Origin of the sequence: Streptomyces sp. 4F14, from assembly GCF_048159485.1 — a bacterium.
Taxonomy (GTDB): domain Bacteria; phylum Actinomycetota; class Actinomycetes; order Streptomycetales; family Streptomycetaceae; genus Streptomyces.
Genome location: NZ_JBLRVY010000005.1, coordinates 443,717 through 470,684, shown reverse-complemented (window position 1 = coordinate 470,684; position 26,968 = coordinate 443,717). Strand labels below are relative to the sequence as shown.

The 26,968-nt window shown below is 70.6% G+C and carries 15 protein-coding genes, 2 pseudogenes and 1 riboswitch; of the genes and pseudogenes, 6 read left to right on the top strand and 11 right to left on the bottom strand.

What is annotated here, in order from left to right; translation table 11 throughout:
- Positions 1-218: 218 nt before the first annotated feature.
- The 8 genes from ACLZOT_RS11390 to ACLZOT_RS11355 all read right to left on the bottom strand — a co-directional run bounded on the left by ACLZOT_RS11390 (position 219) and on the right by ACLZOT_RS11355 (position 9,110).
- Entirely contained in the window at positions 219-1,412 is a 1,194-nt protein-coding gene (locus tag ACLZOT_RS11390) for an ABC transporter ATP-binding protein (RefSeq protein ID WP_416968688.1), read from the bottom strand.
- Positions 1,382-2,458 (bottom strand): ABC transporter ATP-binding protein, encoded by a 1,077-nt coding sequence (locus tag ACLZOT_RS11385; protein ID WP_416968667.1) that lies wholly within the window; start codon positions 2,456-2,458, stop codon positions 1,382-1,384. The genes ACLZOT_RS11390 and ACLZOT_RS11385 overlap by 31 nt, the downstream gene beginning before the upstream one ends.
- Positions 2,455-3,465, bottom strand: coding sequence for an ABC transporter permease (locus tag ACLZOT_RS11380; protein WP_416968666.1), 1,011 nt, complete (start codon positions 3,463-3,465; stop codon positions 2,455-2,457). The genes ACLZOT_RS11385 and ACLZOT_RS11380 overlap by 4 nt, the downstream gene beginning before the upstream one ends.
- A 96-nt stretch (positions 3,466-3,561) precedes the next feature.
- On the bottom strand, positions 3,562-5,310 hold the full coding sequence (locus tag ACLZOT_RS11375; protein ID WP_416968665.1) for an ABC transporter substrate-binding protein: 1,749 nt from the start codon (positions 5,308-5,310) through the stop codon (positions 3,562-3,564).
- A 29-nt stretch (positions 5,311-5,339) separates the two neighbouring features.
- A complete protein-coding gene (locus ACLZOT_RS11370; protein WP_416968664.1) occupies positions 5,340-6,338 on the bottom strand; it encodes an ABC transporter permease in 999 nt (332 codons plus the stop codon).
- Between the two features lie 318 nt (positions 6,339-6,656).
- On the bottom strand, positions 6,657-7,454 hold the full coding sequence (locus ACLZOT_RS11365; protein ID WP_416968687.1) for an enhanced serine sensitivity protein SseB C-terminal domain-containing protein: 798 nt from the start codon (positions 7,452-7,454) through the stop codon (positions 6,657-6,659).
- A gap of 160 nt (positions 7,455-7,614) precedes the next feature.
- Entirely contained in the window at positions 7,615-8,394 is a 780-nt protein-coding gene (locus tag ACLZOT_RS11360) for an enhanced serine sensitivity protein SseB (RefSeq protein WP_416968663.1), read from the bottom strand.
- Between the two features lie 56 nt (positions 8,395-8,450).
- A complete protein-coding gene (locus ACLZOT_RS11355; protein ID WP_416968662.1) occupies positions 8,451-9,110 on the bottom strand; it encodes an AAA family ATPase in 660 nt (219 codons plus the stop codon).
- Positions 9,111-9,296: 186 nt separating this feature from the next.
- A riboswitch (glycine riboswitch) is annotated at positions 9,297-9,397 on the top strand.
- A gap of 170 nt (positions 9,398-9,567) precedes the next feature.
- On the opposite strand from ACLZOT_RS11355, the gene gcvT reads away from it, so the two are divergent.
- The 4 genes from gcvT (at position 9,568) to ACLZOT_RS11335 (ending at position 13,939) form a co-directional block, all read left to right on the top strand.
- Positions 9,568-10,683, top strand: a complete 1,116-nt coding sequence (gene gcvT / locus ACLZOT_RS11350) for a glycine cleavage system aminomethyltransferase GcvT (RefSeq protein ID WP_416968661.1) — start codon at positions 9,568-9,570, stop codon at positions 10,681-10,683.
- A gap of 101 nt (positions 10,684-10,784) precedes the next feature.
- Complete coding sequence (gene gcvH / locus ACLZOT_RS11345) at positions 10,785-11,165, top strand: glycine cleavage system protein GcvH (protein WP_416968660.1); 381 nt, start codon at positions 10,785-10,787, stop codon at positions 11,163-11,165.
- Positions 11,166-11,177: 12 nt separating this feature from the next.
- Complete coding sequence (gene glyA, locus ACLZOT_RS11340; RefSeq protein WP_416968659.1) at positions 11,178-12,455, top strand: serine hydroxymethyltransferase; 1,278 nt, start codon at positions 11,178-11,180, stop codon at positions 12,453-12,455.
- 116 nt (positions 12,456-12,571) lie between these two features.
- Positions 12,572-13,939, top strand: a complete 1,368-nt coding sequence (locus ACLZOT_RS11335) for an L-serine ammonia-lyase (protein WP_416968658.1) — start codon at positions 12,572-12,574, stop codon at positions 13,937-13,939.
- Positions 13,940-14,056: 117 nt separating this feature from the next.
- Here the strand turns inward: ACLZOT_RS11335 and ACLZOT_RS11330 are convergent.
- The 3 genes and pseudogenes from ACLZOT_RS11330 to ACLZOT_RS11320 form a co-directional block, all read right to left on the bottom strand.
- Positions 14,057-14,674: pseudogene (locus tag ACLZOT_RS11330) on the bottom strand (2-oxo acid dehydrogenase subunit E2); the annotation flags it as partial.
- Between the two features lie 222 nt (positions 14,675-14,896).
- A pseudogene (locus tag ACLZOT_RS11325) lies at positions 14,897-16,153 on the bottom strand (transketolase C-terminal domain-containing protein); the annotation flags it as partial.
- Between the two features lie 52 nt (positions 16,154-16,205).
- Positions 16,206-17,312 carry a thiamine pyrophosphate-dependent enzyme gene (locus ACLZOT_RS11320; RefSeq protein WP_416968657.1) on the bottom strand — a complete coding sequence of 369 codons (1,107 nt, stop codon included), beginning with the start codon at positions 17,310-17,312 and terminating at the stop codon, positions 16,206-16,208.
- A gap of 237 nt (positions 17,313-17,549) precedes the next feature.
- Between ACLZOT_RS11320 and ACLZOT_RS11315 the strand changes: the two genes are divergently transcribed.
- Both ACLZOT_RS11315 and ACLZOT_RS11310 read left to right on the top strand, forming a co-directional pair.
- Complete coding sequence (locus ACLZOT_RS11315; RefSeq protein ID WP_416968656.1) at positions 17,550-18,929, top strand: cysteate synthase; 1,380 nt, start codon at positions 17,550-17,552, stop codon at positions 18,927-18,929.
- 44 nt (positions 18,930-18,973) lie between these two features.
- Positions 18,974-26,965: an amino acid adenylation domain-containing protein gene (locus ACLZOT_RS11310; RefSeq protein WP_416968655.1), complete on the top strand. Its 7,992-nt coding sequence runs from the start codon at positions 18,974-18,976 to the stop codon at positions 26,963-26,965.
- The last annotated feature ends 3 nt before the right edge of the window (positions 26,966-26,968 follow it).

Here is a 26,968-nt window from a genome sequence, read left to right as displayed (position 1 = left end):
CCCGCGCCCCTGAAAGGACGCGGCTGATCGAAGCCGGCAAGCACGGGTTCATTGCGGTTGGTCGCGCCCGCGCGGCGGCAGCCGCACATCGATACAGCCCCGCGCCCCTGAAAGGACGCGGCTGATCGAAGCCGGCAAGCACGGGTTCATTGCGGTTGGTCGCGCCCGCGCGGCGACAGCCGCACATCGATACAGCCCCGCGCCCCTAAGAACAGGTGTTACCCAGCGTCAGGCTTGTTCTCGGGTGTTTCCCCCGTCGCCTCTACCTCCGCCGCCACCGCCGCCGAGGTCTCCGCCGACTCCGCCAGGACCTCGTCCGCCACCAGTTCCGCCGCCTGCTTGGCCTCTGTCAGGAGGACCGTTTCCTGGGGGGCCTGGTCCGCGAAGTTTTCGGGGTGGTGGCAGGCCACCTGCTGGCCGGGGAGCAGCTCCAGCAACGGGGGTTCCGTCGTGCGGCAGATCTCCGTTGCCTTCCAGCAGCGGGTGTGGAAGCGGCAGCCGCTGGGGGGAGAGATGGGGGACGGGACGTCGCCCCTCAGGAGGATGCGTTCGCTCTTCGCCGCGCGGCGTTTGGGGTCCGGGATCGGGACCGCCGAGAGCAGGGCCTTGGTGTACGGGTGCATCGGGGACTTGTAGAGCTTGTCCCGGTCCGCCAACTCCACGATCTTGCCGAGGTACATGACCGCGATGCGGTCGGAGACGTGGCGGACCACCGAGAGGTCGTGGGCGATGATGACGTAGGTCAGGCCCAGTTCGGACTGGAGGTCGTCCAGGAGGTTGACGACCTGGGCCTGGATGGAGACGTCCAGGGCCGAGACCGGCTCGTCGGCGACGACCAGCTTGGGGTTCAGCGCCAACGCCCTCGCGATGCCGATGCGCTGACGCTGGCCGCCGGAGAACTCGTGCGGGTAGCGGTTGTAGTGCTCGGGGTTGAGGCCGACGACGGACAGGAGGCGCTGGACCTCCGCCTTGACGCCGCCCTCGGGGGTCACACCCTGGAGCTTGAACGGCGCGCTGACGATCGTACCGATCGTGTGCCGCGGGTTCAGGGACGAGTACGGGTCCTGGAAGATCATCTGCACGTCGCGGCGCAGCGGGCGCATGCCCGCGGGGCTGAGGTGCGTGATGTCCTTGCCCTCGAACTCGACGCTGCCGCCGGTGGGTTCGAGGAGCCGGGTGATGAGGCGGCCCATCGTGGACTTGCCGCACCCGGACTCGCCGACGACGCCGAGGGTCTCACCCTTGCGGACCTCGAAGTCGATGCCGTCGACGGCGCGCACGGCTCCGGTCTGGCGCTGGAGGAGGCCCTTGCGGATCGGGAAGTGCTTCTGGAGGCCGGAGACCTTGAGCAGCACCTCGGGCGTCTCTTTCACGGCATCGCTCACAGCTTCGGCGCAATCTCTTCGTTCCAGATCCGCTCCCGCTGTTCCTGCCCGAGGTGGCAGGCGGCCCAGTGCCCGCCGCCGACCTCGGTCAGCTCGGGGCGGACCGTGCGGGTGACGTTGTCCTTGGGGAGGTCCGCGTACGGGCAGCGCGGGTTGAAGGCGCAGCCGGACGGGATGTTGATCAGGGAGGGCGGGGCCCCCTTGATCGGGATGAGGCGGTCGGTGTCCTCGCGGTCGAGGCGCGGCATCGAGCCGAGCAGGCCCCAGGTGTAGGGGTGCCGGGGTTCGGCGAACACGTCCTCGGCGGGCCCGCGTTCGACGCACCGGCCGCCGTACATGACGAGGAGGTCGTCGGCCATCTCGGCGACGACGCCCAGGTCGTGGGTGATCATGATGACCGCGGAGCCGAACTCCTTCTGGAGGTCGCGGATCAGGTCGAGGATCTGCGCCTGGACGGTCACGTCGAGCGCGGTGGTCGGCTCGTCGGCGATCAGGAGTTCGGGGTTGTTGACCAGGGCCATGGCGATCATGGCGCGCTGGCGCATACCGCCGGAGAACTCGTGCGGGTAGCCGTCGACGCGCTTGTCGGGCTCGGGGATGCCGACCCGGTCGAGCATCTCGACGGCGCGCTTACGGGCTTCCTTCTTGGTGACCGGGTGGTGGACCCGGTACGCCTCGACGATCTGCTGGCCGACCGAGTAGTACGGGTGCATCGCGGACAGCGGGTCCTGGAAGATCATGGCCATCTTCCGGCCGCGCAGCCGACGCACCTCGTCGTTGTCGGCGGCGAGCAGCTCCTGTCCGTCCAGCCAGACTTCGCCGCTGACACGGGCGTTGCGGGCGGAGCGGTGCAGGCCCATGAGGCCGAGCGAGGTGACGGACTTGCCGGAGCCGGACTCGCCGACGATGCCGAGGGTGCGGCCGCGCCGTACGTCGAAGCTGACGCCGTCGACGGACTTGACGAGGCCGTCGTCCGTGTTGAAGTGGATCTTCAGGTCGCGGACGGAGAGGAACGCGTCGTCGGGGGCGTCGAGGACCGGCTCGCCCGGCGCCGAACTGGAGGGCTTGCTCACGAGTACCTCACCCGGGGGTCGATGGCTGCGTACACCAGGTCGACGACGAGGTTGCAGAAGACGATGAAGAACGCGGCGACCAGGGTGACGCCCATGACGATGGGCAGGTCGTTGTCCCGGATCGACTGGACCGAGTAGGCGCCGATGCCCTGGAGGGAGAAGACGGTCTCGGTGAGGACGGCGGTGCCGACGAGGGTGCCGAAGTCCATGCCGAAGATGGTGACGATCGGCGTGAGCGCGGCGCGCAGGCCGTGCTTGGTGACGACCGTGGACTCCTTGAGGCCCTTGGCGCGGGCCGTGCGGATGTAGTCCTCGCCCATGGTCTCCAGCATGCCCGCCCGGGTGAGCCGGGCGTAGAGCGCGGAGAAGAGGAAGGCGAGGCTGATCCAGGGGAGCAGGAGATGCCAGGCCCAGTCCGCCGGGTTCTGGGTGAACGGGACGTATTCGATGGAGTCCCAGATGGGGATCTCGTACACGAACACGGCGCTCAGCACCTGGCCGGTGAAGAAGATCGGGAGGGAGACGCCGGCGAGCGCGATGAACATGGAGACGCGGTCGATGGGCGTGCCCTTGCGCAGCGCGGAGATGACGCCGGTGGTGACCCCGAAGATCAGCCAGATGACGGCGGCGCCGACCGCGAGCGAGAAGGAGACCGGAATGCGCTCGGTGAGCTGGGGCCAGACCTCGACGTGGCTCTTGAAGGAGTAGCCGAAGCAGGGCGCGTTGCAGTGGGTCGCGTCCGGGCCGAACTTGTAGTCGGCGCCGACGAACAGCGCCTTGATGAAGTGCCAGTACTGGGTGTAGATGGGCTGGTCGAAGCCCAGGTTCTTCTTGATCGCGGCCACGGAGTCGGGGTTGGCGTCCTTGCCGACGTACTGCGTGGCGAGCTGGTCGGCGGTCTGGCCGCCGAGCCGGGGTACCAGGAAGAAGATCGCGAAGGTGACTGCGCTGACCACCAGCAGCAGTACCAGGGCGCCGAATACGCGCCGGATGATGTACGCAGCCACAGCTGTCCGGCTCCGGGCGGCGGGGTCGGAGCGTGTCCGGCCCCGCCACCCGGAACCTTCACCTGCCTTTCGAGAAGATTCCGGCCTGCTCTGCGGCTACTTGGAGGAGCTCATCAGCAGGTAGTCGTACATGCCCAGGTACGCCTGGGTGACCGTGACGTTGGTCGCGGACGCAGGCCGGAAGAGCAAGTTCTTGCGGTAGAGGGTCGGGACGACCGTGGCGGTGTCCATGACCATCTTGTCGATGTCGCCCCAGCCCTTGGTGCGGGCGGCGGCGTCGGTGTTGGCGATCGTGGCGGCGAGGGCCGCGTTGATCTTCGGGTCGTTCAGCTCCATCAGGTTGTTGCCGCCCGAGGGCTTGATGGCGGAGCCGTTGACGATCTGGTCGAGGAAGCCGAAGCCGGTCGGCCAGTCGGCGCCCCACGCCATGGAGAGCATGCCCAGCTTCTGCTGGTGGACGTAGGACGGGACACCCGCGAAGTTCGAGAAGTACTTGCCGGCCGGGAACTGCCGGATCTCGACGTTGATGCCGTACTTCTTGAGCGACGCCTGCACGGCGGTGGCCTGCGCGACCTCGGCGGGACGGTCGGAGCGGGCGGTCAGGATCGTGTTGAAGCCGTTCGGCTTGCCGCACGCGGTGAGGAATTCCTTGACCTTGGCCGCGTCACCCTTGTTGCCGGGCGTGGCGTAGGTGTCGAACTTGGTGTAGCCGTTGACCGACGGCGGCAGCAGCGTGGTGGCGATGTCGCCCTTCGGGGAACCGCCGGCCGCGTCCAGGATCGACTGCTTGTCGACCGCGTACTGCACGGCCTTGCGGCAGTTGATGTTGTCGAACGGCGCGACGTTCTGGTTCAGCGCGATGTACTGGGTGGCGCCGGCGTACGAGCTGTCCGTCTGGTTGGCGAGCTTGCCCTTGAGGACCTTGGGCTGGGTCGCGGCCTGGACGCCGGTGCCCGCCGCGTCGGCGGTGATCTTGTCGGCGATCAGGTCGTTGTCGATCGTGACCGCGTTCACCTTGAACTTGATCGTGATCTTGTCCGGCAGGGCCTTGCGGATCGGGTCCGTCTTCGGGTCCCACTGCGGGTTGCGCACGAGGGTGGCGCTGCGGCCCTCCTCGTAGGACTCGAACTGGTAGGGGCCCGAGGAGACGATGTGCTGGACGTACTTGGCGCCGTCGTCCTTCGCGGCCGGCACGGGGGCCGTCTGCGAGAAGGTCGCCAGGTAGTCGAAGTCCGCGAACGGCTGCTTCAGCTTGAAGACGATCGTCTGCGCGTCCGGCGTCTCGATGGAGGCGAGGCCGTTCGGGTTCTTGTCCTTGTACGGGCCCTGGTACTTGTCACCGCCGACGAGGTACGACTTGAAGTACGTCGGACCGCCGGAGAGCACCTCGGGCGCGAAGTTGGAGCGCTCGATGGCGTACTTGACGTCCTTGGACGTGACCGGGGTCCCGTCCTGGAACTTGACGCCGGTGCGCAGCTTGTACGTCCACGTCTTGGCGTCGGGGCTGGGCGTGCCCAGGCCCTCGGCCAGGTCGGGGACGACGGTCAGGCCGTCCTTGCCTGCGGCGGGCTTGAACGTCGTGAGCGAACGGCCGTACAGGCGCGAGAAGTTCTGCACCCAGCCGTAGTACGTGTTGCCGGGGTCCAGGGAGTCCGCGACGTCCGAGTGCTCGAAGCTGAGGGTGCCCCCCTTCTTGTTCGAGACGTTGACGATGGACGTCAACCCCTCGTCCTTCTTCCCCTTGGCGGAGCCGCCGCCGCTGTCGCTGTCGCCGCCGCAGGCGGAAGCGCCCAGCGAGATCGCCAGGACCGACGCGATCGCGGCAGTCACTCTTCTCGTCTTCACCTGAGGAAATCCCCCTCGGTCGTTGTGGATCACTTGCTGCGAGGGTCGAGTGCGTCGCGCAGCCCGTCACCCAGCAGGTTGAACGCCAGGACGGTGATGAAGATCGCCAGTCCGGGCACGAACATGTACTGCGGATCCGCGGTGTAGAGATCCACGGCGTTGCTGAGCATCCCGCCCCAGGAAGCCTGCGGGGGTGCGATACCGACCCCGAGGAAGCTGAGGCTGGCCTCGAAGAGGATGTTCGTCGGGATGATCAGCGTCGAGTAGACGAGGATCGGTGCGACGAGGTTCGGGAGGAGTTCGCGGAACAGGACGTACGGTCCGCGCGCGCCGAGGCTGTGCGCGGCCTCGACGAACTCGCGTTTGCGCAGGGTCATCGTCTGGGCGCGCACGATCCGGCCGATGTACGGCCAGCTGAAGAAGCCGATGACGAAGATCAGGACGCAGATCCGCAGCGGGAGCCCGTTCAGGCCGAAGAAGCCGTCCTGGACGGAGGCCGAGATGGCGATGGCGAAGAGCAGCAGCGGGAAGGCGAGGAAGGTGTCCATCAGCCGGCTGATGATCGAGTCGACCCAGCCGCCGTAGTAGCCGGCGACGACGCCGAGGACCGTGCCGATGACCACCGACAGCAGGGTGGCGCCGCCCGCGACCAGCAGGGAGACCCAGGAGCCGTCGATGATGCGGGCGAGCATGTCGCGGCCGTACTGCGGGTCGACGCCGAGCGGGTGGTCCCAGCTCATGCCGCCCCAGCCGCCCTTGGGCGCCTGCATCACCGGGTCGATGAGGTCCTGGTGGAACTCGTTGGGGTCGAGGCCGAAGATCGCCTCGATGGGTTTGGCGAGGATCGCCATGAGGACGAGCAGGACGACGACGATGCCGCCGGCCACGGCCAGTTTGTCGCGCTTGAACCGGGTCCAGGCGATCTGGGTGAGTGAACGCCCTTCGATCTGGCTCTGGCTGGCCCCGGCGAGCACGGCTTCCGGCTGTGCTCCGGCCTCCGACCCGGTGGTCTCGATCGGTGCGGTCACAGTGCACTGACCCTTCCCGCCGGTGGTGACCGGCCTTACTCGCGTCTTATGGGAGGCGAGTCTTCAATGCGCCCGCGATCACGCGCCAGGTCTGGCGGCGAAAGTATGCACAACCGTGATGCCGACTGCGGGATTCCGTTATCCGAACACCGGGTAACAACCGCCGGACGGGGGCAAGTTGACCAAAAGGTGCAGGTCACCGCGATAGGGTTCACGCTACGCGCGGAGATGAACAGAGAGCGGTGTAACGGGCACGTTTCCTGAGATGACGGAGCGTCAGGAGGTACTCGTGGGTAAGAAGGTAAGTGAGAACCCGCTTCAGTACGCGCCCGGCGTCGCCGGGTAGCCGTAACCCGCCGCCGGGGACTGCTGCGCCGGGGCGTGCGCCTCGCGGTCGTAGAACGGGCGGGCGTTGGCCCGCATCCACAGGACGACCGGGTCGTACTCGTCGGTCATCGCGACCGTCGAGACGGGCAGGCCGTCGGGGACGGCGCCGATCGACTGCTGCATCATCGCGCGCACCGCGTCCACCGACTGCGGGGACGTGTCGTACACGTCCAGGCCGATCGACAGGTACGGCTGGCCCAGGGCCGGCTGGACCCAGGCGCGGCGCAGGGCGCGGATCGCGGGGGTGCGGTGGGCGTTCTGGCCGAGGAGGGCGTAGAAGTGCGGGATCTCCACCGCCGGGTCCGACAGGCGCAGCGGGCCTGGGGGCTGGCGGTCCAGGCCCGTCGCGATCCGGCGCAGGTCCGCCCAGGGGACGCCGACGCCGCCGCCCGGGGCGTGCGGGTTCAGCCACAGGCCGTGGCGGTCCGGGTACAGGGTGCGGGCCGCGTCGAGGCCGTCCACCACCTCGTACGAACGGTTCCAGCCGCTCGCGGAGAGCTCCTGGGCGGACGTCACGCACGGGGCGTACGCGTGGCCGTCCACCTCCATCGAGCCGTACTGGGCGTCCGGGGAACCGGACTGGCCGTGCCACAGCAGCATCCAGACCTGGCCGGTGGTGGGGGTCGAGAGCGCGCGCAGGAGTGCCTCGTAGGCGTCGTAGCGGCCAGGCGTGACCTGGCGCAGCATGTGCTCGACCTGGCCGGCCGCAGCGGTGCCGCTCACGCTCACGCTCACGTTCTTACCGCCCCTTCGTGAGTTGGCCTGGGTTGTCCGGTGCCCGGCGTTGTCGTCAAGCTTAAGCGCCTATTGGGGGTTCGCCGACTGGGTGTTTGGCGGGTGCGGCGCCGTCGTGGTTGATCGCGCAGTTCCCCGCGCCCCTGAGGGACGTTCAGCTGGCCCGCGTGTAGAAGGGGCGGACGTTCAGCTTCAGCCACTCCCCTACCGGGTCCTGTGCCGCGTCCAGCAGGATCAGGTTCACTCCCCACGGCACCGGTGACCTGCCCAGTGCCCTGCCCAGGGCGTCCAAAGGGCGTTCGCCGAACTCGCCTTCCCAGTGGGTCAGTTCGACTCCTACGAACATCACCGGGTCCGCTGTTTCTATTGCTGCCAGGCAGCGGCGGGCCGTGAGGACCACGCCCGTTGCCTCGAACTCCTTGGACGCCTCCGTGAGGAAGTCCATCGGGTCGTCCTGCCAGTTGGGCTCGAAGAGGCGGACCCGGGCGCCTGAAGCCGTGCCGTCGAGGGGGGTACGGCCTGCGCGGCAGAGGTCGGCGACCGCTTGCGGGGGGAGGGGGACGCCTACGACGCCGTCGGGGTTGAGGGCGATGCCCACCTGTGGGGGGAGGCCGCGCGCGAACTCGACCGCCGGGGCGATCGTGTACGACATGTGGGCGCCGGTGACCTGGCGGAACTGTTCCTCGGAGGTGAAGACCGGGACGTACACCTGGCCGGCGATGTCGACCGTGGGGAGGTCGAGGGGGCCGGTGCGGGGGCCGCCGCCGTTGGGGAGGGGTATCCAGACGAAGCTGCGCGCGAGGACCTCGACGATGCGGGCTCCTGCGGAGGGCACGCCCAGGGAGGCGGAGAGCACCTCCTCCAGCTCGTTCCCCGGCCAGCCGCCGTGGGAGTGGGGGTGTGCGGGGGCCGGGAAGTCGGTCGGGAAGTCCATCGCTGTCTACCGCCTGCTGGGAACCGCTGTCTGAAGAGGAGAAGCTTAGACGGGGGTCAGCCTCGCGTGAACGCGATCCTCCTCAACACGTCCACCGCCTGCCGGTCCAGCAGGACCGCCGCCCCGCAGCCGTCCGGGAGCGACCCCTTCTCCACCGACCTGATCAGGCGGGACGCGGCATGGCGGTGGCGCAGGAAGGCGTAGCGGGAGACCCCCCGCCCGCGTTCGCGCTGGCCCTCCAGGGCCGTGTCCGCGGGGACGTCCAGGAGGACGAGGTGGAGGGTGCCGCCGCGGCGGCGGGACGCGCGGGCGAGCCAGGAACGGACCCAGGACTGGGTGCCGCAGTCGTGGACCACGACGCCCTCCCCGGAGCGCAGGGAGCGCCACAGGCCCGCGTAGTGCGCGAGGCGGACCAGAGGGCGGTAGACGGCGTACGGCAGCCAGGACGGCGTACGGGCGTCCCAGCGGTCGCGGGTGTCCTGGGAGTCGATCCGGGTGCCGTGGACCGCGCGGCGCATCAGCGTGGACTTGCCGCTGCCGGGCAGGCCGGTGACGACGACGAGGTCGCGGGGGCCGAAGAGGAGGGCGTGCGGGCTGTGGCCGGCGCGGTCGCGCAGGTCGCGGACGACAGGGGTGGGGTGCCCGGCGCGGCTCTCCCGCGCGGGTGCCGCCGGCTGCGCGGGCAGCGCCGTCGCGTACGCCGTTGTCCTGTTCACCGTTGATCGTCCTCCCCTTGGAGCAGTCCCGTCAGTTACGGGTCTCCCCATAGACAGTAAAGAGAAGGTAATGGAATCTGTCTCGCGATTTGGTGCGCTTCCTGCCACAGCCCCGTTACAGATGTGACCTGCCGCGCGGCGGGGTCGGCGTGCGATGATGGCCGCGCCAACTGCATACCGGCCGTTCGAATCCGCGCGGGAGAGTTCCCAGCCTTGTGTGTCGCTGGGGCGCCGAAGGAGCAAGTCCCTCCCTTGAATCTCTCAGGCACCGTTACCGCGTGGGCGAGGCACATCTGAAAAGCGGGCCGCCTCCGGTGGCCCCACCCAAGGTGCAAGCCGTGTTCCCCGCGAGGGTCACGGCGAACCTCTCAGGTTCCGATGACAGATGGGGAGGATCTTCCTGTTCCTGGACGGGAAGCCCTTTGCCCACCCGTCGCACCTGGGAGACGAACGCCCGATGACCAGCAGTTCCGCCACCCCGCGCCGTACCGCGCTCGACGCCGTGCACCGTTCGCTCGGCGCGACGATGACCGACTTCGCCGGCTGGGACATGCCGCTGCGCTACGGCTCGGAGCGCGAGGAGCACACCGCCGTCCGCACCCGCGCGGGCCTCTTCGACCTCTCGCACATGGGCGAGATCACCGTCACCGGCCCGCAGGCCGCCGCCCTGCTGAACTTCGCCCTGGTCGGCGACCTCGCGGCGGTCAAGGTCGGCCGGGCCCGCTACACGATGATCTGCCGGGCCGACGGCGGCATCCTCGACGACCTGATCGTCTACCGGCTCGCGGAGACCGAGTTCATGGTCGTCGCCAACGCCTCGAACGCGCAGGTCGTGCTGGACGCGCTGACCGAACGGGCCGCCGGGTTCGACGCTCTCGTGCGCGACGACCGGGACGCGTACGCGCTGATCGCCGTGCAGGGGCCGGAGGCCGCGGGGATCGTCGGGGCGCTGACGGATGCCGATCTCGTAGGTCTGAAGTACTACGCCGGGCTGCCGGGGACGGTCGCCGGGGTGCCGGCGCTGATCGCGCGCACCGGGTACACCGGCGAGGACGGCTTCGAGCTGTTCGTGGCGCCCTCGGACGCGGTCGCGCTCTGGGAGGCGCTGGCCGCCTCCACGGGTGTCGTGCCCTGCGGTCTGTCCTGCCGGGACACCCTGCGCCTCGAAGCGGGCATGCCCCTGTACGGGCACGAGCTGTCGACGTCCCTGACGCCCTTCGACGCCGGGCTCGGGCGGGTCGTGAAGTTCGGCAAGGACGGTGACTTCGTGGGGCGCGAGGCCCTCGCCGAGGCCGCCGCGCTCGCCGAGCGCGAGCCGCCCCGGGTGCTCGTCGGGCTGATCGCCGCCGGGAAGCGCGTGCCGCGCGCCGGGTACGGCGTCGTCGCGGGCGGCGCGGTCATCGGCGAGGTCACCTCGGGCGCCCCCTCCCCCACGCTGGGCAGGCCGATCGCGATGGCGTACGTCGACGCGGCGCACGCGGCGCCGGGGACGGCCGGGGTCGGCGTCGACATCCGGGGGAGCCACGAGGCGTACGAGGTCGTGGCTCTGCCGTTCTACCAGCGCGAGAAGTGACGCTTCCCGGCGTCACGGGTCTTCCGGGTCTTTTGGGGCCCGTCCGTCTGCCGTAGTCCCCCATTCACCAGCACTCCCCCGCGTACAGGAGAATTCAGGCCATGAGCAACCCCCAGAACCTGCGGTACAGCAAGGAACACGAGTGGATCTCGGCCGCCGAGAACGGCGTCTCGACGGTCGGGATCACCGAGCACGCGGCGAACGCCCTCGGTGACGTCGTCTTCGTCCAGCTCCCGACGGTCGGCGACACCGTCACCGCGGGCGAGTCCTGCGGCGAACTGGAGTCGACCAAGTCGGTGAGCGAGCTGTACGCGCCGGTGAACGGTGAGATCACCGAGGTCAACCCGGACGTCACGGAGGACCCGTCGCTGGTCAACTCCGAGCCGTTCGAGGGGGGTTGGCTCTTCAAGGTGCGCGTCTCCGACGAGCCCGGCGAGCTGCTGTCCGCCGACGAGTACACCGCCTACACCACCGCCGGCTGAGGAGTCGTACCGATGTCTGTCCTGAACACGTCCCTGCACGAGCTGGACCCGGAGATCGCCGCCGCCGTCGACGCGGAGCTGGGGCGGCAGCAGTCGACCCTGGAGATGATCGCCTCGGAGAACTTCGCTCCGCTGGCCGTCATGGAGGCCCAGGGGTCCGTCCTGACGAACAAGTACGCCGAGGGGTACCCGGGGCGGCGCTACTACGGCGGGTGCGAGCACGTCGACGTCGCCGAGCAGATCGCCATCGACCGGGTGAAGGAGCTGTTCGGGGCGGAGTACGCGAACGTCCAGCCGCACTCGGGCGCTTCCGCGAACCAGGCCGCTCTCTTCGCGCTGGCCCAGCCCGGGGACACGATCCTCGGTCTCGACCTCGCGCACGGGGGGCACCTCACGCACGGGATGCGGCTCAACTTCTCCGGCAAGCAGTTCAACGTCGTCGCCTATCACGTGTCCCCCGACACCGGGCTCGTCGACATGGCGGAGCTGGAGCGGCTCGCGCTGGAGCACCGGCCCAAGGTGATCATCGCCGGGTGGTCCGCCTACCCGCGTGAGCTGGACTTCGCCGAGTTCCGGCGGATCGCCGACGCGGTCGAGGCGTACCTGTGGGTCGACATGGCGCACTTCGCCGGGCTCGTCGCGGCCGGGCTGCACGCCAACCCCGTGCCGTACGCGGATGTCGTGACGTCCACGACGCACAAGACGCTGGGCGGGCCGCGCGGGGGGATCATCCTCGCGAAGTCGTCGTTCGCGAAGAAGCTCAACTCCTCCGTGTTCCCCGGGTTCCAGGGGGGTCCGCTGGAGCACGTCATCGCCGCGAAGGCCGTGTCGTTCAAGGTCGCCGCCTCCGAGGAGTTCAAGGAGCGGCAGCGGCGTACGGTGGAGGGGGCGCGGATCCTCGCCTCGCGGCTCACCGCCGAGGACGCGCGGGAGGCCGGGGTCAACGTGCTGTCCGGTGGGACCGACGTGCATCTGATCCTCGTCGACCTGCGGGAGTCCGCGCTCGACGGGCAGCAGGCCGAGGACCGGCTCCACGAGGTGGGGATCACCGTCAACCGGAACGCCGTTCCGAACGATCCCCGGCCGCCGATGGTGACGTCGGGGCTGCGGATCGGGACGCCGGCGCTCGCCACGCGCGGGTTCGGCGCCGAGGACTTCGCGGAGGTGGCGGATGTGATCGCGGAGGCGTTGAAGCCGTCGTACGAGCCTTCGGCTGACGCCGAGAAGCTGCGGCTGCGGGTCAAGGCGCTGGCGGACAAGCATCCGCTGTATCCGGCGCTGGGCAAGTGAGCAAGTAGGTCGGGTGGGGTGGGGGCGGGTCCTCGGGGCCGCCCCTGTCCCGTTTTCGCAGTCCCCGGCGGGGCGCTCGATGGCGTGTGTCCTCGTCCTTTCTGGTTGGAGTCTCCGTGGCCATCTCTGTGTTCGACCTGTTCTCCGTCGGCATCGGTCCTTCGAGTTCGCACACGGTCGGTCCGATGCGGGCGGCGCGGATGTTCGCGCGGCGGCTGCGGAGCGACGGGGTGCTCGACTCGGTCGCGTCCGTGCGGACGGAGCTGTACGGGTCGCTGGGGGCGACCGGGCACGGGCACGGCACGCCGAAGGCCGTACTCCTCGGACTTGAGGGGAACTCGCCGCGCACGGTCGACGTGGAGGGCGCCGACGAGCGGGTCGAGGCGATCAAGTCCACCGGTTCGCTGCGGCTGTTGGGCGAGCGGGAGATCCCGTTCTCGTTCGACGACGATCTGATCCTGCACCGGCGCAAGGCACTTCCGTACCACGCGAACGGGATGACCCTCTGGGCGTACGACTCCTCCGGCGCCGAGGTCCTCACCCGGACGTACTACTCCGTGGGCGGCGGGTTCGTGGTCGACGAGGAAGCCGTCGGCGCGGACCGGATCAAGCTCGACGACACCGCCCTGAAGTACCCCTTCCGTACCGGGGACGAACTCCTGCGTCTCACCAAGGAGACGGGGCTGTCGATCTCCTCGCTGATGCTGGAGAACGAGCGGGCCTGGCGGACCGAGGACGAGATCCGTGCCGGGCTCCTCGACATCTGGCATGTCATGCGGGCGTGCGTGTCGCGGGGCATGTCCCGGGAGGGGATTCTCCCCGGGGGCCTGCGCGTTCGGCGCCGGGCCGCCATGACGGCTCGTCAACTGCGTGCCGAGGGCGATCCGTTGGCCCGCTCCATGGAGTGGATCACGCTGTACGCCATGGCCGTGAACGAGGAGAACGCGGCGGGCGGGCGCGTGGTGACCGCGCCCACGAACGGCGCCGCCGGGATCATCCCCGCCGTCCTGCACTACTACATCAACTTCGTGCCCGGCGCGGACGAGGAGGGTGTCGTCCGCTTCCTGCTGGCCGCCGGGGCGATCGGGATGCTGTTCAAGGAGAACGCGTCCATCTCCGGGGCCGAGGTCGGGTGCCAGGGCGAGGTCGGTTCCGCGTGCTCCATGGCCGCGGGGGCGTTGGCCGAGGTGCTCGGCGGGTCTCCCGAGCAGGTCGAGAACGCGGCCGAGATCGGGATGGAGCACAATCTCGGGCTCACCTGTGATCCCGTGGGCGGGCTGGTGCAGATTCCCTGCATCGAGCGGAACGGGATGGCCGCGGTGAAGGCGGTGACCGCCGCTCGGATGGCGATGCGGGGGGACGGGTCGCACAAGGTGTCCCTCGACAAGGTCATCAAGACGATGAAGGAGACGGGGGCGGACATGTCGGTGAAGTACAAGGAGACGGCTCGGGGTGGGCTGGCGGTGAACATCATCGAGTGCTGAGGGGGGATCGGGGGTGGCTGGGGGTTCGGGAGCGGCTGAGGGGGCTCGGGAGCGGGTGGGGGGCTCGGGAGCGGCTGGAGGGCTCGGGAGCGGCTGGGGGCCGGGGCCCCGGGGGCCTCAACTCCCTTGTGTCAGTGTGGCGATGGTGTGCTGGAGGAACGCCGCCGCTGTCGCGCCGTCGCAGGTCCGGTGGTCGAACGTCAGGGACAGGGGGAGGATCGGGCGGACGGTGACCTCGCCGTTCACCGCCCAGGGGCGGTCCGCGAGGCGGCCCGCCGCGAGCATCGCCGTCTGGGGGTGGTTGAGGAGCGGGGTTGCGCCGTCCACGCCCAGGGGGCCGTAGTTGTTGAGGGTGAAGGTGCCTCCCGTGAGGTGGTCGGGGGGCAGGGTGCCGGTGCGGGCCAGGGTGGTCAGGCGGGTCAGTTCCGCGGACAGGGCCTTGAGGGGGAGGGTGTTCGCGTTCTTCGCGACGGGGACTGCCAGGCCCTTCGGGGTCTGTGCCGCGAACGCCAGGTTGATGTGCGGGAGTCGGAGGAGTTCGTGGCGGTCGGGGTCGATCCTTGAGTTGAACTCGGGGTATTCCTCCAAGGCTTTGACGGCTGCTTCCGCCAAGAGGGCGAGGAGGGTGGTTCCTTCGGACTGTTTCCGGGCGAGGAGGGGGGTCGCGTCCGTGTCGGTCCAGATGGTGACGGCCGGGGTGTCGCGTTGGGTGCGGAGGAATTTGTCGGCGGTGGACTGGTCGAGGGGGGTGCGGGTGGGGGTCTTGGGGGTGGGGTTGTTCGGGGCAGGGCTCTTCGGGGCGGCGCTCTTGGGGGCGGTGTTCTTCGGGGTGCGGCCCGTGCCGTAGCCGGTGAGGACGGCTCCTGAATCGGCGTCCGTGGTGGGGGTGTCGGGCTCGGGGTGGGCGGTTCGGTGAGGCCGGTTCTCCGGGGCCGCCCGCTCGCCGATCGACACCAGCGGCGCCCCCACCTCGGCCGTCCGCCCCGCGTCGCAGTGCAGCGCGGTCACGACTCCGGCGTACGGACTCGGCAGCGCGACAAGGGACTTGGCGGTCTCGACCTCCGCGAGGGGCTGGTCGTGGGTGACCTGGTCCCCGACGCGCACGAGCCACTCGACGACCTCGGCCTCGGTGAGCCCCTCGCCCAGGTCGGGGAGGTGGAAGGTGTGGACGGTGCGGGGCGCCGGTTCCGGAGCCACGCGGCGCAGAGCCGTCAACACCCGTGCCGCGTCGGGGAGATGGGCGTGTTCGAGGAGCGGCGGCGGGTACGGGATGTCCAGCCCGGTGACCCGCAGCACCGGCGCCCGCAGCGCGTCGAAGCACCTCTCCTGGACGCGGGCGACGATCTCCGCGCCGACCCCGGCGAACCCCTGCGCCTCGTGGACGACGACACAACGCCCGGTGCGCCGTACGGACTTGGTGAGGGCGGCGTCGTCGAGGGGGACGATCGTCCGCAGGTCGAGCACCTCGACGTCCAGCCCCTCGGCGGCGGCCTCCTCGGCGGCGGCGAGGGCGACGGGGACGGCGGGCCCGTAGGCGACGAGCGTCGCGTCGGTCCCGGCTCGGCGGACGGCGGCGGTGCCGAACGGCTCGGCGGTGACGGGGAGTTCGACGTCCGCCTTGGTCCAGTAGTGCCGTTTGGGTTCGAGGAAGACGACCGGGTCGGGGTCGTCGATCGCCTCGCGCAGGAGGGCGTACGCGTCGCCGACGGTCGCCGGGGTGACGACCTTCAGCCCGGCGGTGTGGGCGTAGTACGCCTCGCTGGAGTCGCTGTGGTGCTCGACGCCGCCGATGCCGCCGCCGTAGGGGACGCGCAGGACGATCGGCAGGGAGAGAGCGCCGCGCGTACGGTTGCGGAGCTTGGCGACGTGGGAGGCGATCTGCTCGAACGCGGGGTAGGCGAAGGCGTCGAACTGCATCTCCACGACCGGGCGGAAGCCGGCCATCGCGAGGCCGACGGCGAGGCCGACGATGCCGGACTCGGCAACTGGCGTGTCGAAGCAGCGGTGTTGACCGAAGTCGGCGGCGAGACCGTCGGTGACGCGGAAGACGCCGCCGAGCCTGCCGACGTCCTCGCCGAAGACGAGGACTCGGTCGTCGGCGCAAAGGGCGTCGCGGAGGGCGGTGTTGAGGGCTTTCGCCATGGTCGTCGGGGTCGGTGGGGCCGTCGCCGTCGCCTTGGTCGCCGCCGTCGCCGTGGTCGCGGGGGTTGTCATGGTCTCGGGGGTTGTCATGGTCGTGGCGGTTGTCATGGTTGTGGCGGTCATCTCAGCGGCCCTCCAACACGGTTCGCTGCTCGGTCAGTTGGGGTGTGGGCGCGCTGAAGACGTGGTCGAGGAGGCCGCTGGGGTCGACGTAGGGATCCTCGGCCAGCCGCACGCGTACGTCGGCCGCGTACGCCTCCGCCTCGGCGGCGATCTCCTCCACCTCGGCGGGTGTGAGGAGTTGCCGTTCCGTCAGCCAGGTCTCCAGCCGCTCGACGGGGTCCCGGTCCCGCCACGCCTCGGCCTCCTCGGCGGGCCGGTAGCGGGAGGGGTCGTCGGCGCTGGTGTGCGCCGCCATCCGGTAGGTGTGGGCCTCGATCAGCCAGGGCCCGCCGCCGGTACGCGCGCTCTCGACGGCCTTGTGCAGGACGGCGATCAGGGCGACCGCGTCGTTGCCGTCGACCTGTTCGGAGCGGACGCCGTAGCCAACTCCCTTGTACGCGAGGGCCGGTGCGGCGCTCTGCGCGGCGAGCGGCACGGAGATCGCGTACCCGTTGTTCTGCACGAGGAAGACCACCGGCGCCTTCAACACCCCTGCCAGGCCCAGCGCTTCGTGGAAGTCGCCCTCGCTGGTGGCGCCGTCGCCGAGGAGGGCGAGGGCGACGGTGTCGGTGCCTTTGAGGCGTTCGCCGTGGGCGAGGCCCGTCGCGTGGGCGGTGTGGGTGGCGAGCGGGGTGCACTGGGGGGCGGTGCGGTGGGCGACGGGGTCGTATCCGCAGTGGGCGTCGCCGCGCAGGAGGGTGAGTGCCTCGACGGGGTCGATGCCCCGGCTGACGAGGGCGACGCAGTCGCGGTAGGTGGGGAAGAGCCAGTCGGTGGGGCGCAGGGCGAGGGCGGCGCCGATCTGGCACGCCTCCTGGCCGAGGCTGGAGGGGTGGACCGCGAGCCGGCCCTGCCGGGCCAGCGCGGTGGCCTGCGCGTCGAAGCGGCGGCCGACGACCATTTTCCGGTAGGCGCTGCGCAGCAACTCCGGTGCGGGCAGGGAGTATTCCCCGTCCGCGTTCCCGGAGAACCATTCGCCCGTGTCGGCTTCTCCCCTGCGCGGGAGAAAACGAACCGGATCTTCGGATGGCAGCCACGGCGTTCCCGATCGTGTCGGCCTGTCGCCCATTTCGCCGCCGTCCTCTCGCCAAGGAACCATGTCGGGCCAGAGCTAACACACCCTCGACTCCCCGTCTGAGAAGGGGAAATGAAGCGGACCTGAACAAACGGCCGGTCTATACCAGTTCTTGACCAAGCACCTGATGTCAACCGACCGTTGGGCCAACCGCAATTCCGGGTCCTCCCCTTCTTTGCTGAGTCCCGGATGCAATGGGGCGGCGAAGCACGACCTGCGGAAGGCAATGGAATGTCCCGAGTACGCCCCTCAGTACACGCGGGAAATCGGCACTACTCGCTCGTCTGCTCCTCCTGCGGGGCGCGGTACGCGGACGACGGGCTGCTCCTCGACTGCGCGCGCCCGCACGAACCGGCGTTCCTGCGGGCGGAGTACGAGTCCCCGTTCGACTCCCCGCGCACCGGGCTGTTCCGGTTCGCCTCGCTGCTGCCCGTCGCCCGCACCTTCCCCGACGTACCCGGGCCGGTCGTCCTGCGCGCGGAGAAACTCGGGCGCGCGCTCGGTCTCGACCGGCTGTGGACCGCGTTCAACGGGCACTGGCCGGAGCGCGGTGCCTACCTTCCGACCTGCACGTTCAAGGATCTTGAGGCGTACACCGTACTCGGCCGGCTGCCCGCCGACCCGCCCGTCCTGGTGATCCCCTCGGCGGGCAACACGGCCGCCGCGTTCGCCTGGGCGGCGACCCTGTACCGGGTCCCGTGTCTGATCGTCGTCCCCGCGCCCGCGCTCGACGGCATGCGCTTCCCCGGGCCGCTCGATCCCTGCGTGCGGATCGTCGTCCTCGACGGGCCCGCCACCTACAGCGACACCATCGCCTGCGCCGAACTCCTCTCCGCGCTCCCCGGCCATCGGGCGGAGGGCGGTGCGCGCAACGTGGGGCGGCGGGACGGGCTCGGGAGTGTGCTGCTCGCGGCAGTTGAGGCGATCGGGGGGTTGCCGGATGTGTACGTCCAGGCGGTCGGCAGCGGTACGGGGGCACTCGGGGTGCACGAAGCGGCTCGGCGGGTGCGGGCGGGGCGGGAGAAGGCACCCCGGCTGATGATGTGTCAGAACGCGCCGTTCGCCCCGCTGTTCGAGGCTTGGCGGGGGCGGGGTGCCGCTCCTGCCGACCGCGAGCGTGAGCCTCTCGCCCGTGAACTCACCAATCGGCGGCCGCCGTTCACGGTGCGCGGTGGGGTGCGGGAAGCGCTCGTCGAGAGCGGGGGTGACGTGCTGTGCGTCGACAACTCCGCGGCGCTGGCCGCCATGGCGCTCTACGAGGAGACCGAGGGCATCGACATCGAGCCGGGGGCGGGGGTGGCGCTGGCCTCGCTCGCGGAGGCGGTGCGGGAGGGGAGGGTGCGGCGGGACGAGGTGGTGCTGCTCAATGTCACGGGTGGGGGGCGGGCTCGGCAGGGGCGGGATCTGCGACTCGTCGCGGCTGAGCCGTGGTTGAGGGTGGCTTGGCCTGATGGGGGTGAGGGTGGGGCTCGGCTTGTGGCGGGGCTCGTGGGTGAGGCTTCGGTGGGGGCGGCGTATTCGGGGGCGGCGCGTTCCTGGGGGGCGCGGTCGGAGGCAGTGGCTTCGGAGTCGGTGCGTTCGGGGGCAGCGCAGTCGGGGGCGGATCGTTGATCTCGCGGTTTTCCTATGGCCCGTCCTCTCAGGGGAGTTCGTCGATGACCGTGCGTCTCGTGCCGTCTTCCGCTCAGCGGTCCATGTGGTTCGGGGCGCGGCTCGACGGGGGTGGTGCGGCGTACAACGTCGGTGAGTTCACCGAGATCCACGGCGCCGTCGATCCCGGTCTGCTCCTGGCGGCCGTACGGCAAGTCGTCGCGGCCACCGAGACGTTGCGGTCCCGGTTCGTCGAAGACGCCGACGGTGTGGGGCTGTTGGTCGAGCCGGAGCTCCGGTGCTCGATGCCGGTCGTGGAGGTCGCTGGGATCGAGGGGGCTCGGGAGTGGATGGCTCGGGACTTCGCCGTGCCGTTCGATCTGGAGCAAGGGCCCTTGTTCCGGTACGCGTTGCTGCGGGCGGGGGACGGGCACTGGGTCTGGTACCAGGCGTACCACCACATCGCGGTGGACGGGTTCAGCTGTTCGCTCATCGCGGGGCGGGTGGCTGCGGCGTACACGGCGTTGGGGGAGGCGGGAGTTTCCGCCGAGGGCGTTGTGGAGGGGGGCGCCAAGGGCGTTGTGAAGGGGGAAGCCGAGGGCGTTGTGAAGGGGGAAGCCGAGGGCGTTGTGAAGGGGGGAGCCGGGGACGTCGTCGTTGCCGCCGTTCCGGACGCGCCGCTCGGGCCGCTGCTCGCCGCCGACGACGCGTACGACGCCGAAGGCGACCGCGCGTACTGGAACCGTGTTCTCGCCGACCGGCCCGAAGCGGTCAGCCTCTCGTCCCGGCCGCCTCGTGTCTCCGGGCGTTTCCTGCGGCGGACGAGCCACGTCACCGGTGAACTCGTGCACTCCGCCGCCGACTTGACCGGCACCCGCTGGTCCCGGGTCGTGCTCGCGGCGAGCGCCGCGTACCTCCACGCGATGACCGGCGCGGAGGAGATCGTCCTCGGGCTCGCCGTCACCGCCCGCACCTCCCCGGCCGAACTCGCCACGCCGGGCATGGCGTCCAACGTCCTCCCGCTGCGGATCACCGTCCGGCCCGATGCCCTCGCCGCCGACCTCGTCCGCGAAACCGCCCTCGCCACCCGGGAGTTGCTCGCCCACCAGCGGTACCGGGGCGAGGAGCTGTGCCGCGAGCTGAACTGGCCCGAAGGCGGGCGCCGGTTCTTCGGTCCGGTCGTCAACATCATGGCGTTCGGGCCGGAGTTGAGATTCGGCTCCCTCCCGACGACCCGGCACAACCTGTCCACGGGCCCGGTCGAGGACCTCGCCGTCAACGTCTACGACCGCGCCGACGGCAACGGCGTACGCGTCGACTTCGACGCCGGCACCGAGCAGTACCCGGACACCGAACTCACCGCCCATCACGACCGGTTCGTCCACTTCCTGGAACGGTTCGCGGAGGCCGTGCGTACGCCGGGGGCCCTGGTCGGACGTATCGCCATCACGTCGCCGAGTGAGGAGTCGACCCTCGCCGGGGCCCCCGCATCCGGCGGCGGGGGCAGTGTGCCCGAGGTGTTCGCGGCCCGGGTCGCCGCGACGCCGGACGCCGAGGCCGTCGTACACGGCGACCTCTCCCTCTCCTACGCCGAGTTGGACCGCCGCTCCAACCGGCTGGCCCACCGGCTCCTGCGTCTCGGCGTCCGGCCCGAGGACCGGGTCACCGTCCTCGTACGCCGCTCCGGCGATCTCATCGTCGCGCTGCTGGCCGTCCTCAAGGCGGGCGGCGCGTACGTCGGCCTGGACGCGTCCGCGCCCCGCGCGCGTACCCTGCACATCCTCGAAGAGACCGGTGCGCGGCTGCTGTTGACCGACACGGACGTGGCTTTGCGCGACGGGCTGCGGGTCGTCGTGACGGGTGACCCTTCACTGCTGGACGAGTCGGACCGGCGGCCCGATGTACGGGTGATGGGCCGTCAACTCTGTTATGTCAGCAACACGTCGGGGTCGACCGGGACGCCCAAGGGGGTCGCCGTCACCCATCACGACGTCGTCTCCCTGGCCCGCGACTCGGCGTTCGCGGGTGGGGCCCATGCGCGGGTTCTCGTGCACTCGCCGGTCGCCTTCGACGCGTCGACGTACGAGATGTGGGTGCCGCTCCTCGGGGGCGGGACCGCCGTTGTCGCCGAGGACGGGCCGACCGTCGACGCCTTTACCGTAAGACAGTTGACGGAGCGTCATGGTCTGACCGGCATCTGGCTCACCGCCGGGTTGTTCCGGCTCGCCGCCGAGGAGGATCCCGGGTGTTTCGCGGGGTTGCGGGAGGTGTGGGCTGGGGGTGAGGCGGTGCCCTCGGGGGCCGTGCGGCGGGTGCTGGAGGCGTGTCCGGGGGTGACCGTCACCAACGGGTACGGGCCCACCGAGACCACCACCTTCGCCACGAACCGGCCCTGCGTCGACGGGAGTTCGGTGCCGGAGTCGCTGCCCGTCGGGCGGCCGCTGGACGGGGTGCGCGCGTACGTCCTCGACTCGGCGCTGCGGCCCGTACCCCGGGGAATCGTCGGGGAGTTGTACCTCTCCGGGGACGGTGTCGTCCGGGGCTACCTCGGGCGGGCCGGGGCGACCGCCGAACGCTTCGTCGCCGACCCCTTCGGGCCCGCCGGTTCGCGCATGTACCGGACCGGCGACCGGGTCCGCGTGACCGACGCCAACGAGCTGGAGTTCCACGGGCGTTCGGACTCCCAGGTCAAACTGCGCGGCTTCCGGATCGAGCCGGCCGAGGTCGAGGCGGTCCTCGCGGGGCATCCCGGGGTCGCACAGGCCGTGGTGGTCGTGCGGGGTGAGCTGTTGGTCGGGTACGCCGTATCGCCGCTGGGGGCGCGGGAGTTGCGCGCGTACCTGGCCGACCGGCTCCCCGAGTACCTCGTCCCCGCCGTCGTCGTCCCCCTGGAACGCCTGCCCCTCACCACCAACGGCAAGGTCGACCTCCGCGCCCTGCCCGAGCCGGTCCTCTCCACCGGCCCGAGGCGTGCGGCCCGCTCGCCGCTGGAGGAGACCCTCTGCGGACTCTTCGCGGACGTCCTCGACGTACCCGAAGTAGCCGCCGACGACAGCTTCTTCGCCCTCGGCGGGCATTCCCTGCTCGCGTTGCGGCTGGTGGGGCGGGTGCGGGGGGCTCTGGGGGTGACGCTGGCCCTGCGGGACGTGTTCACCGCGCCGACACCCGCGAGGTTGGCCGAACGGGTGAGCGGCGCGGCTGCCCCTACGGCTTCCCGGCCCATCCGTCGAGGTGGGGCGACGGAGGTTCCGCTGTCCTCGGCTCAGCGGCGGTTGTGGTTCCTGGACCGGCTGGAGGGGGCGGGGGCGGCGTACCACGTGCCGTTGGCGGTGCGGTTGGTGGGCGGCGGGGTTGATGTGGGGGTGCTGGAGGAGGCGTTGGGGGATGTGGTGGGGCGGCATGAGGTGTTGCGGACGGTTTATCCGGCGGGGGGTGGGGTGCCTTGTCAGCGGGTGGTGGGGGTGGGGAGGGCTCGGGTGAGGGTGGGGGTTGAGGTGGTGGGGGGAGTGGCTGAGCCACTTGGCCAGTGGGCCACTTCGGGTGGGGCGGGGGCTGGGACTGGGACTGGGGTTGGTGTAGTGGCTGAGCCACTCGGCCACCGGGCCACTCTGCCGGAGGTCGGCGCAGTGGATCAGCCACTCGGCCACCAGACCACTCCGCCGCGGGACGGCGCAGTGGATCAGCCACTCGACCACTGGGCCATCTCGGCCGGCGCGGAGACGGGGGCTGGAGCAGAGGCTGGCGCAGTGGCTGAGCCACTCGGCCACCAGGCCACTCAGCCGAGGGCCGGCGCAGTGGATCAGCCACTCGGCCAGTGGGCCAGCTCGGCCGGCGCGAGGGCGGCGGCCGGGGCGAGCACTGGCTCAGCGGCTCAGCCAATCAGCCACTCGGCCACCCTCTCCGCTCGGCTCTCCGCGCTTGCCGCTCGGGAGTTTCGGCTTGCCGAGGAGTTGCCGATACGGGCGCACCTCCTCGTGGTGGGGCCGGAGGAGCACGTTCTGCTGTTGGTGCTGCATCACATCGCCGCCGACGGGCAGTCACTGGGGCCGCTGGCGCGTGATCTCGCGGATGCGTACGAGGCCCGGGCGGCGGGGCGGGTGCCGGGGTGGGCGCCGTTGGCCGTGCAGTACGGGGACTTCGCGGTGTGGCAGGCGGAGTTGTTGGGGGACCCGCAGGTCGTGGGGCCGCAGGTCGAGTACTGGACGCGGACGTTGGCGGGGATGCCCGATGAGCTGGTGTTGCCGGCGGATCGGGCCAGGCCGGCCAGGGCCTCGCATCTGGGTGGGGACGCGGCCGTGCGCTTCGGTGCCGAACTGCACAGGCGGATCAGGAAGTTGGCCGGGGAGACGGGGACCACCCCCTTCATGGTCGTCCAAGCCGCGCTCGCCGCGTTGTTGACCCGGCTCGGCGCGGGGACCGACATCCCGATCGGAACCCCGGTCGCGGGGCGCCCGGACGAGGTGCTCGACGACATGGTGGGGTGCTTCCTCAACACGTTGGTGCTGCGGACCGACACCTCGGGCGACCCCGGCTTCCGGGAGCTGCTGGCGAGGGTCAGGGAGACCGACCTCGCGGCACACGCCCACCAGGACCTGCCGTTCGAACAGGTGGTCGAGGCACTGGCGCCCCCGCGTTCACTGGCCCGGCATCCGCTGTTCCAGGTGATGCTGGCATTCCGGCCGAGCGAACCGGAGTTGAGGCTGCCGGGTCTCACGGCGACGCAGATCCCGGTGGAGACGGGTGCCACGAAGGTCGATCTGACGTTCAATCTCGGCGAGTTGAGGGCCCTGGACGGCTCCCCGGACGGCATCGAGGGGTTCCTCCAGTACAGCGCGGACCTGTTCGACCGAGGTACGGCCGAGGGCATCGTCGTGCGGCTGGAACGGTTGCTGTGGGCGGCAGTCGACGCCCCGGACCTCCCGATCGGCGCGCTGGAGATCCTGGGAAGTGACGAACGCCGGGGCATCGTCGAGGAGTTCAACGACACCGCACGCGACATCCCGGCGACGACGTTCCCGCACATGTTCGAGGAGCAGGCAGCCCGGCGCCCCGAAGCGGTCGCGGTGACGGACGTCGGGCGTGTTCTGACGTATCGACAACTCTCAACGGCCTCGGACGACTTGGCGCGTGCTCTGATCGGCTCCGGCGCTCGCCCGGGTCGTGTCGTCGCCTTCTCGCTCCCCCGTTCGGCGGACGTCGCCGTAGCTGTCCTGGCCGTACTCAAGTCGGGCGCCGCCTACTTGCCGCTCGACCCGGACCACCCGGCGGACCGGACGGCGTATCTGCTGGCCGACGCGGACCCGGTGTGCGTCATCTCGCGGGACCGGCTGGACGTCGACTGCCCGGTCGTGAGCCCCGAAGCCACCGCTCACAAGGGCGAGTTGCCGGACCTCCACCCGGCCGACGCCGCGTATCTGATCTACACGTCCGGAACGACCGGTCGCCCCAAGGGCGTTGTCGTGGAGCACCGCAACCTCACCAACTACGTGGCCCGTTGCGTCGAGGAGTACCCGAGCCTCAAGGGGACGTCGCTCCTGCACGCGACGATGTCGTTCGACGCGACGGTGACGACGCTGCACGGCGCGCTCGCGGCGGGCGGCCAAGTGCACATCGCAGCCGTACACGAGGCGGACGAGCGGCAGTTGACGTTCCTCAAGGCCACGCCGAGCCACCTCGCGCTCCTCCCCGCGCTGCCGCACGACATCTCTCCGGCCGAGGAGTTCATGTTGGGCGGCGAGGCCCTGGTGGGTGAGGCGCTGCGGGCCTGGCGCCGCGAGCACCCGGATGTCCGGCTGATCAACCACTACGGCCCGACCGAACTCACGGTGGGCTGCACGGACCACCGTATCGAGCCGGGCGACGAACTCCCGTCGGGACCGGTGCCGGTGGGGCGGCCGATGTGGAACACGCGGGCGTACGTGCTGGACCGGCGCCTGAACCCCGTACCGGCAGGCGTGGAAGGCGAGTTGTACGTGGGCGGCGCCCAGGTGGCGCGGGGTTACCACAACCGGCCCGCCCTCACCGGCGAGCGTTTCGTGGCCGATCCCTACGGCCCGCCGGGGAGCCGGATGTACCGCACAGGCGATCTCGCGGTGCAACGTGCCGACGGGACACTGGAGTTGCGGGGACGTTCGGACGGGCAGCTCAAGATCCGGGGGCTGCGGATCGAGCCCGGGGAGATCGAGGGCGTGCTCGCGTCGTACGACGGGGTCGAACAGGCCGCCGTGGTGGTGCGTGAAGACCGGCCGGGCGTACGGCGGTTGGTCGGGTATCTCGTGGGCGCGGCCGGGGTGGATCCGGCGGACGTGCGGACACATGCGGCCCGGCGGTTGCCCGAGCACCTGGTGCCCGAGGCGTTCGTGGTGCTGGACGCGCTGCCGATGACGGTCAACGGGAAGCTGGACCGGGACGCGCTTCCGGCACCGGTGGCCGAGAGCGGTGGCGACCGTGCCGCGCGCACTCCGGCGGAGCGGGTGCTGCGCGAGCTCTTCGTCGAGGTGCTGGGCCGTGAAGTCGGCCTGGACGACGGCTTCTTCGACCTCGGCGGGGACAGCATCGCGTCCATCCACCTGGTCAGCCGGGCGCTCGCGGCGGGGTTGCGGCTGAGCCCTCGGGATGTGTTCGAGCACCGTACGGTCGCGGCTCTCGCGGCGGTCGCCGACTCACGGCCGACCGCCTCGCGCGGGCCCGTTCAGGAGCCGGCGACGGGAGGCGTTCCGCTCACTCCGGCGATGCACAGGCTGCGTGAACGCGGCGGCCCCATCGGCCAGTTCAGTCAGTCGGTGGTGCTCGTGACGCCCGTCGGGGCCGACGAGCACAGCCTCACCGCCGCGCTCCAGGCCGTCGTCGATCACCATGCCGCGCTGCGGATGCGGGTCGGCGCCGACTGGTCGGCCGACATCCCGGCGCCGGGCACCGCCTCTGCGGGAGTACGGCGGGTGACCGATCGGGCGGAGCTCAAGGCCGACCAACTCGACTCGGAACGTGGCGAGTTGGTTCGGGCGGTCTGGTACGACGCCGGGCCCGACCGACAGGGGCGGCTGCTTCTCACGGTGCACCACCTCGCCGTTGACGGTGTCTCCTGGGGCATCCTGCGCACCGACCTCGCGGCAGCCTGGCGCGGTGAGCAACTCCCGCCCACGGGGACGCCGTTCCGGCAGTGGGCGCGGCTCCTGGAGGAAGAGGCGCAGAAGCGCCGTCCCGAACTGGAGGTCTGGCGGCACCTGTTGGACGCCCCCACGCCGGACGACCGCTCCTGCGACCCGGCCCGGGACGTCGTAGGCACCGTCCGTCACCTCACCCGCACCCTCCCGACCGGGCCGAGCGCCGAGTTGCTCACCACGGTCCCGGCCGCTTTCCACGCCGGTCCGGACGATGTCCTCCTCACCGCTCTCGCCCTCGCGTTCGCCCGTCGGGGCGGGCGGCCTGCGCTGCTGGTCGACGTCGAGCGGCACGGCCGGGAGGACCTGTTCGAGGACGTGGACCTGTCGCGCACGGTCGGCTGGTTCACCAGTGTCGTCCCGGCCCGGCTCGACCTCGCCGGGGTTGAACTCGCCGACGCGGCAGGGGCGTTGCGGGCCGTGAAGGAGCAGGTGCGGGCCGTCGCGGACCACGGGATCGGGTACGGCATGCTGCGTCACCTCGACCCGGTGTCGGGCGCGGAGCTGGCCCAACTCGCGGTGCCGCAGGTCGGGTTCAACTACCTGGGCCGTACGTCACGCGAACGGCCCACGGACGACTGGGCGTCGGTCCCGGACGAACTCCCCGGCGAGCTGGCGTTCGGCGCCGCGCACGATCCTCAACTCCCGCTGGCGCACGGCCTGGAGGTCACCGTCGTCGCCGATGACGACGGGCTGCGGGCCGTGTGGTCGTGGGCGCCCGGCGTCTGGTCCGAGGCCGAGGTCGGTGCGCTCGCCGACCTGTGGTGCACGGCGCTCGACGAGTTGAGCCGCACCGGTTCGGCGGGCGGGCACACGCCGTCCGACCTGCCTCTGGTGTCCCTGTCCCAAGCAGAGATCGACGAACTCGAAGCCGAGTTCGGCAGCGAGTGGAGGTAACCC

Excerpts from the sequence above, each read along its gene's own strand:
- ACLZOT_RS11320 (WP_416968657.1), bottom strand. The coding sequence starts at position 17,312 with ATGGGCGACAGGCCGACACGATCGGGAACGCCGTGGCTGCCATCCGAA.
- glyA (WP_416968659.1), top strand. The coding sequence starts at position 11,178 with ATGTCTGTCCTGAACACGTCCCTGCACGAGCTGGACCCGGAGATCGCC.
- gcvH (WP_416968660.1), top strand. The coding sequence starts at position 10,785 with ATGAGCAACCCCCAGAACCTGCGGTACAGCAAGGAACACGAGTGGATC.
- ACLZOT_RS11315 (WP_416968656.1), top strand. The coding sequence starts at position 17,550 with ATGTCCCGAGTACGCCCCTCAGTACACGCGGGAAATCGGCACTACTCG.
- ACLZOT_RS11360 (WP_416968663.1), bottom strand. The coding sequence starts at position 8,394 with ATGGACTTCCCGACCGACTTCCCGGCCCCCGCACACCCCCACTCCCAC.
- ACLZOT_RS11310 (WP_416968655.1), top strand. The coding sequence starts at position 18,974 with ATGACCGTGCGTCTCGTGCCGTCTTCCGCTCAGCGGTCCATGTGGTTC.
- gcvT (WP_416968661.1), top strand. The coding sequence starts at position 9,568 with ATGACCAGCAGTTCCGCCACCCCGCGCCGTACCGCGCTCGACGCCGTG.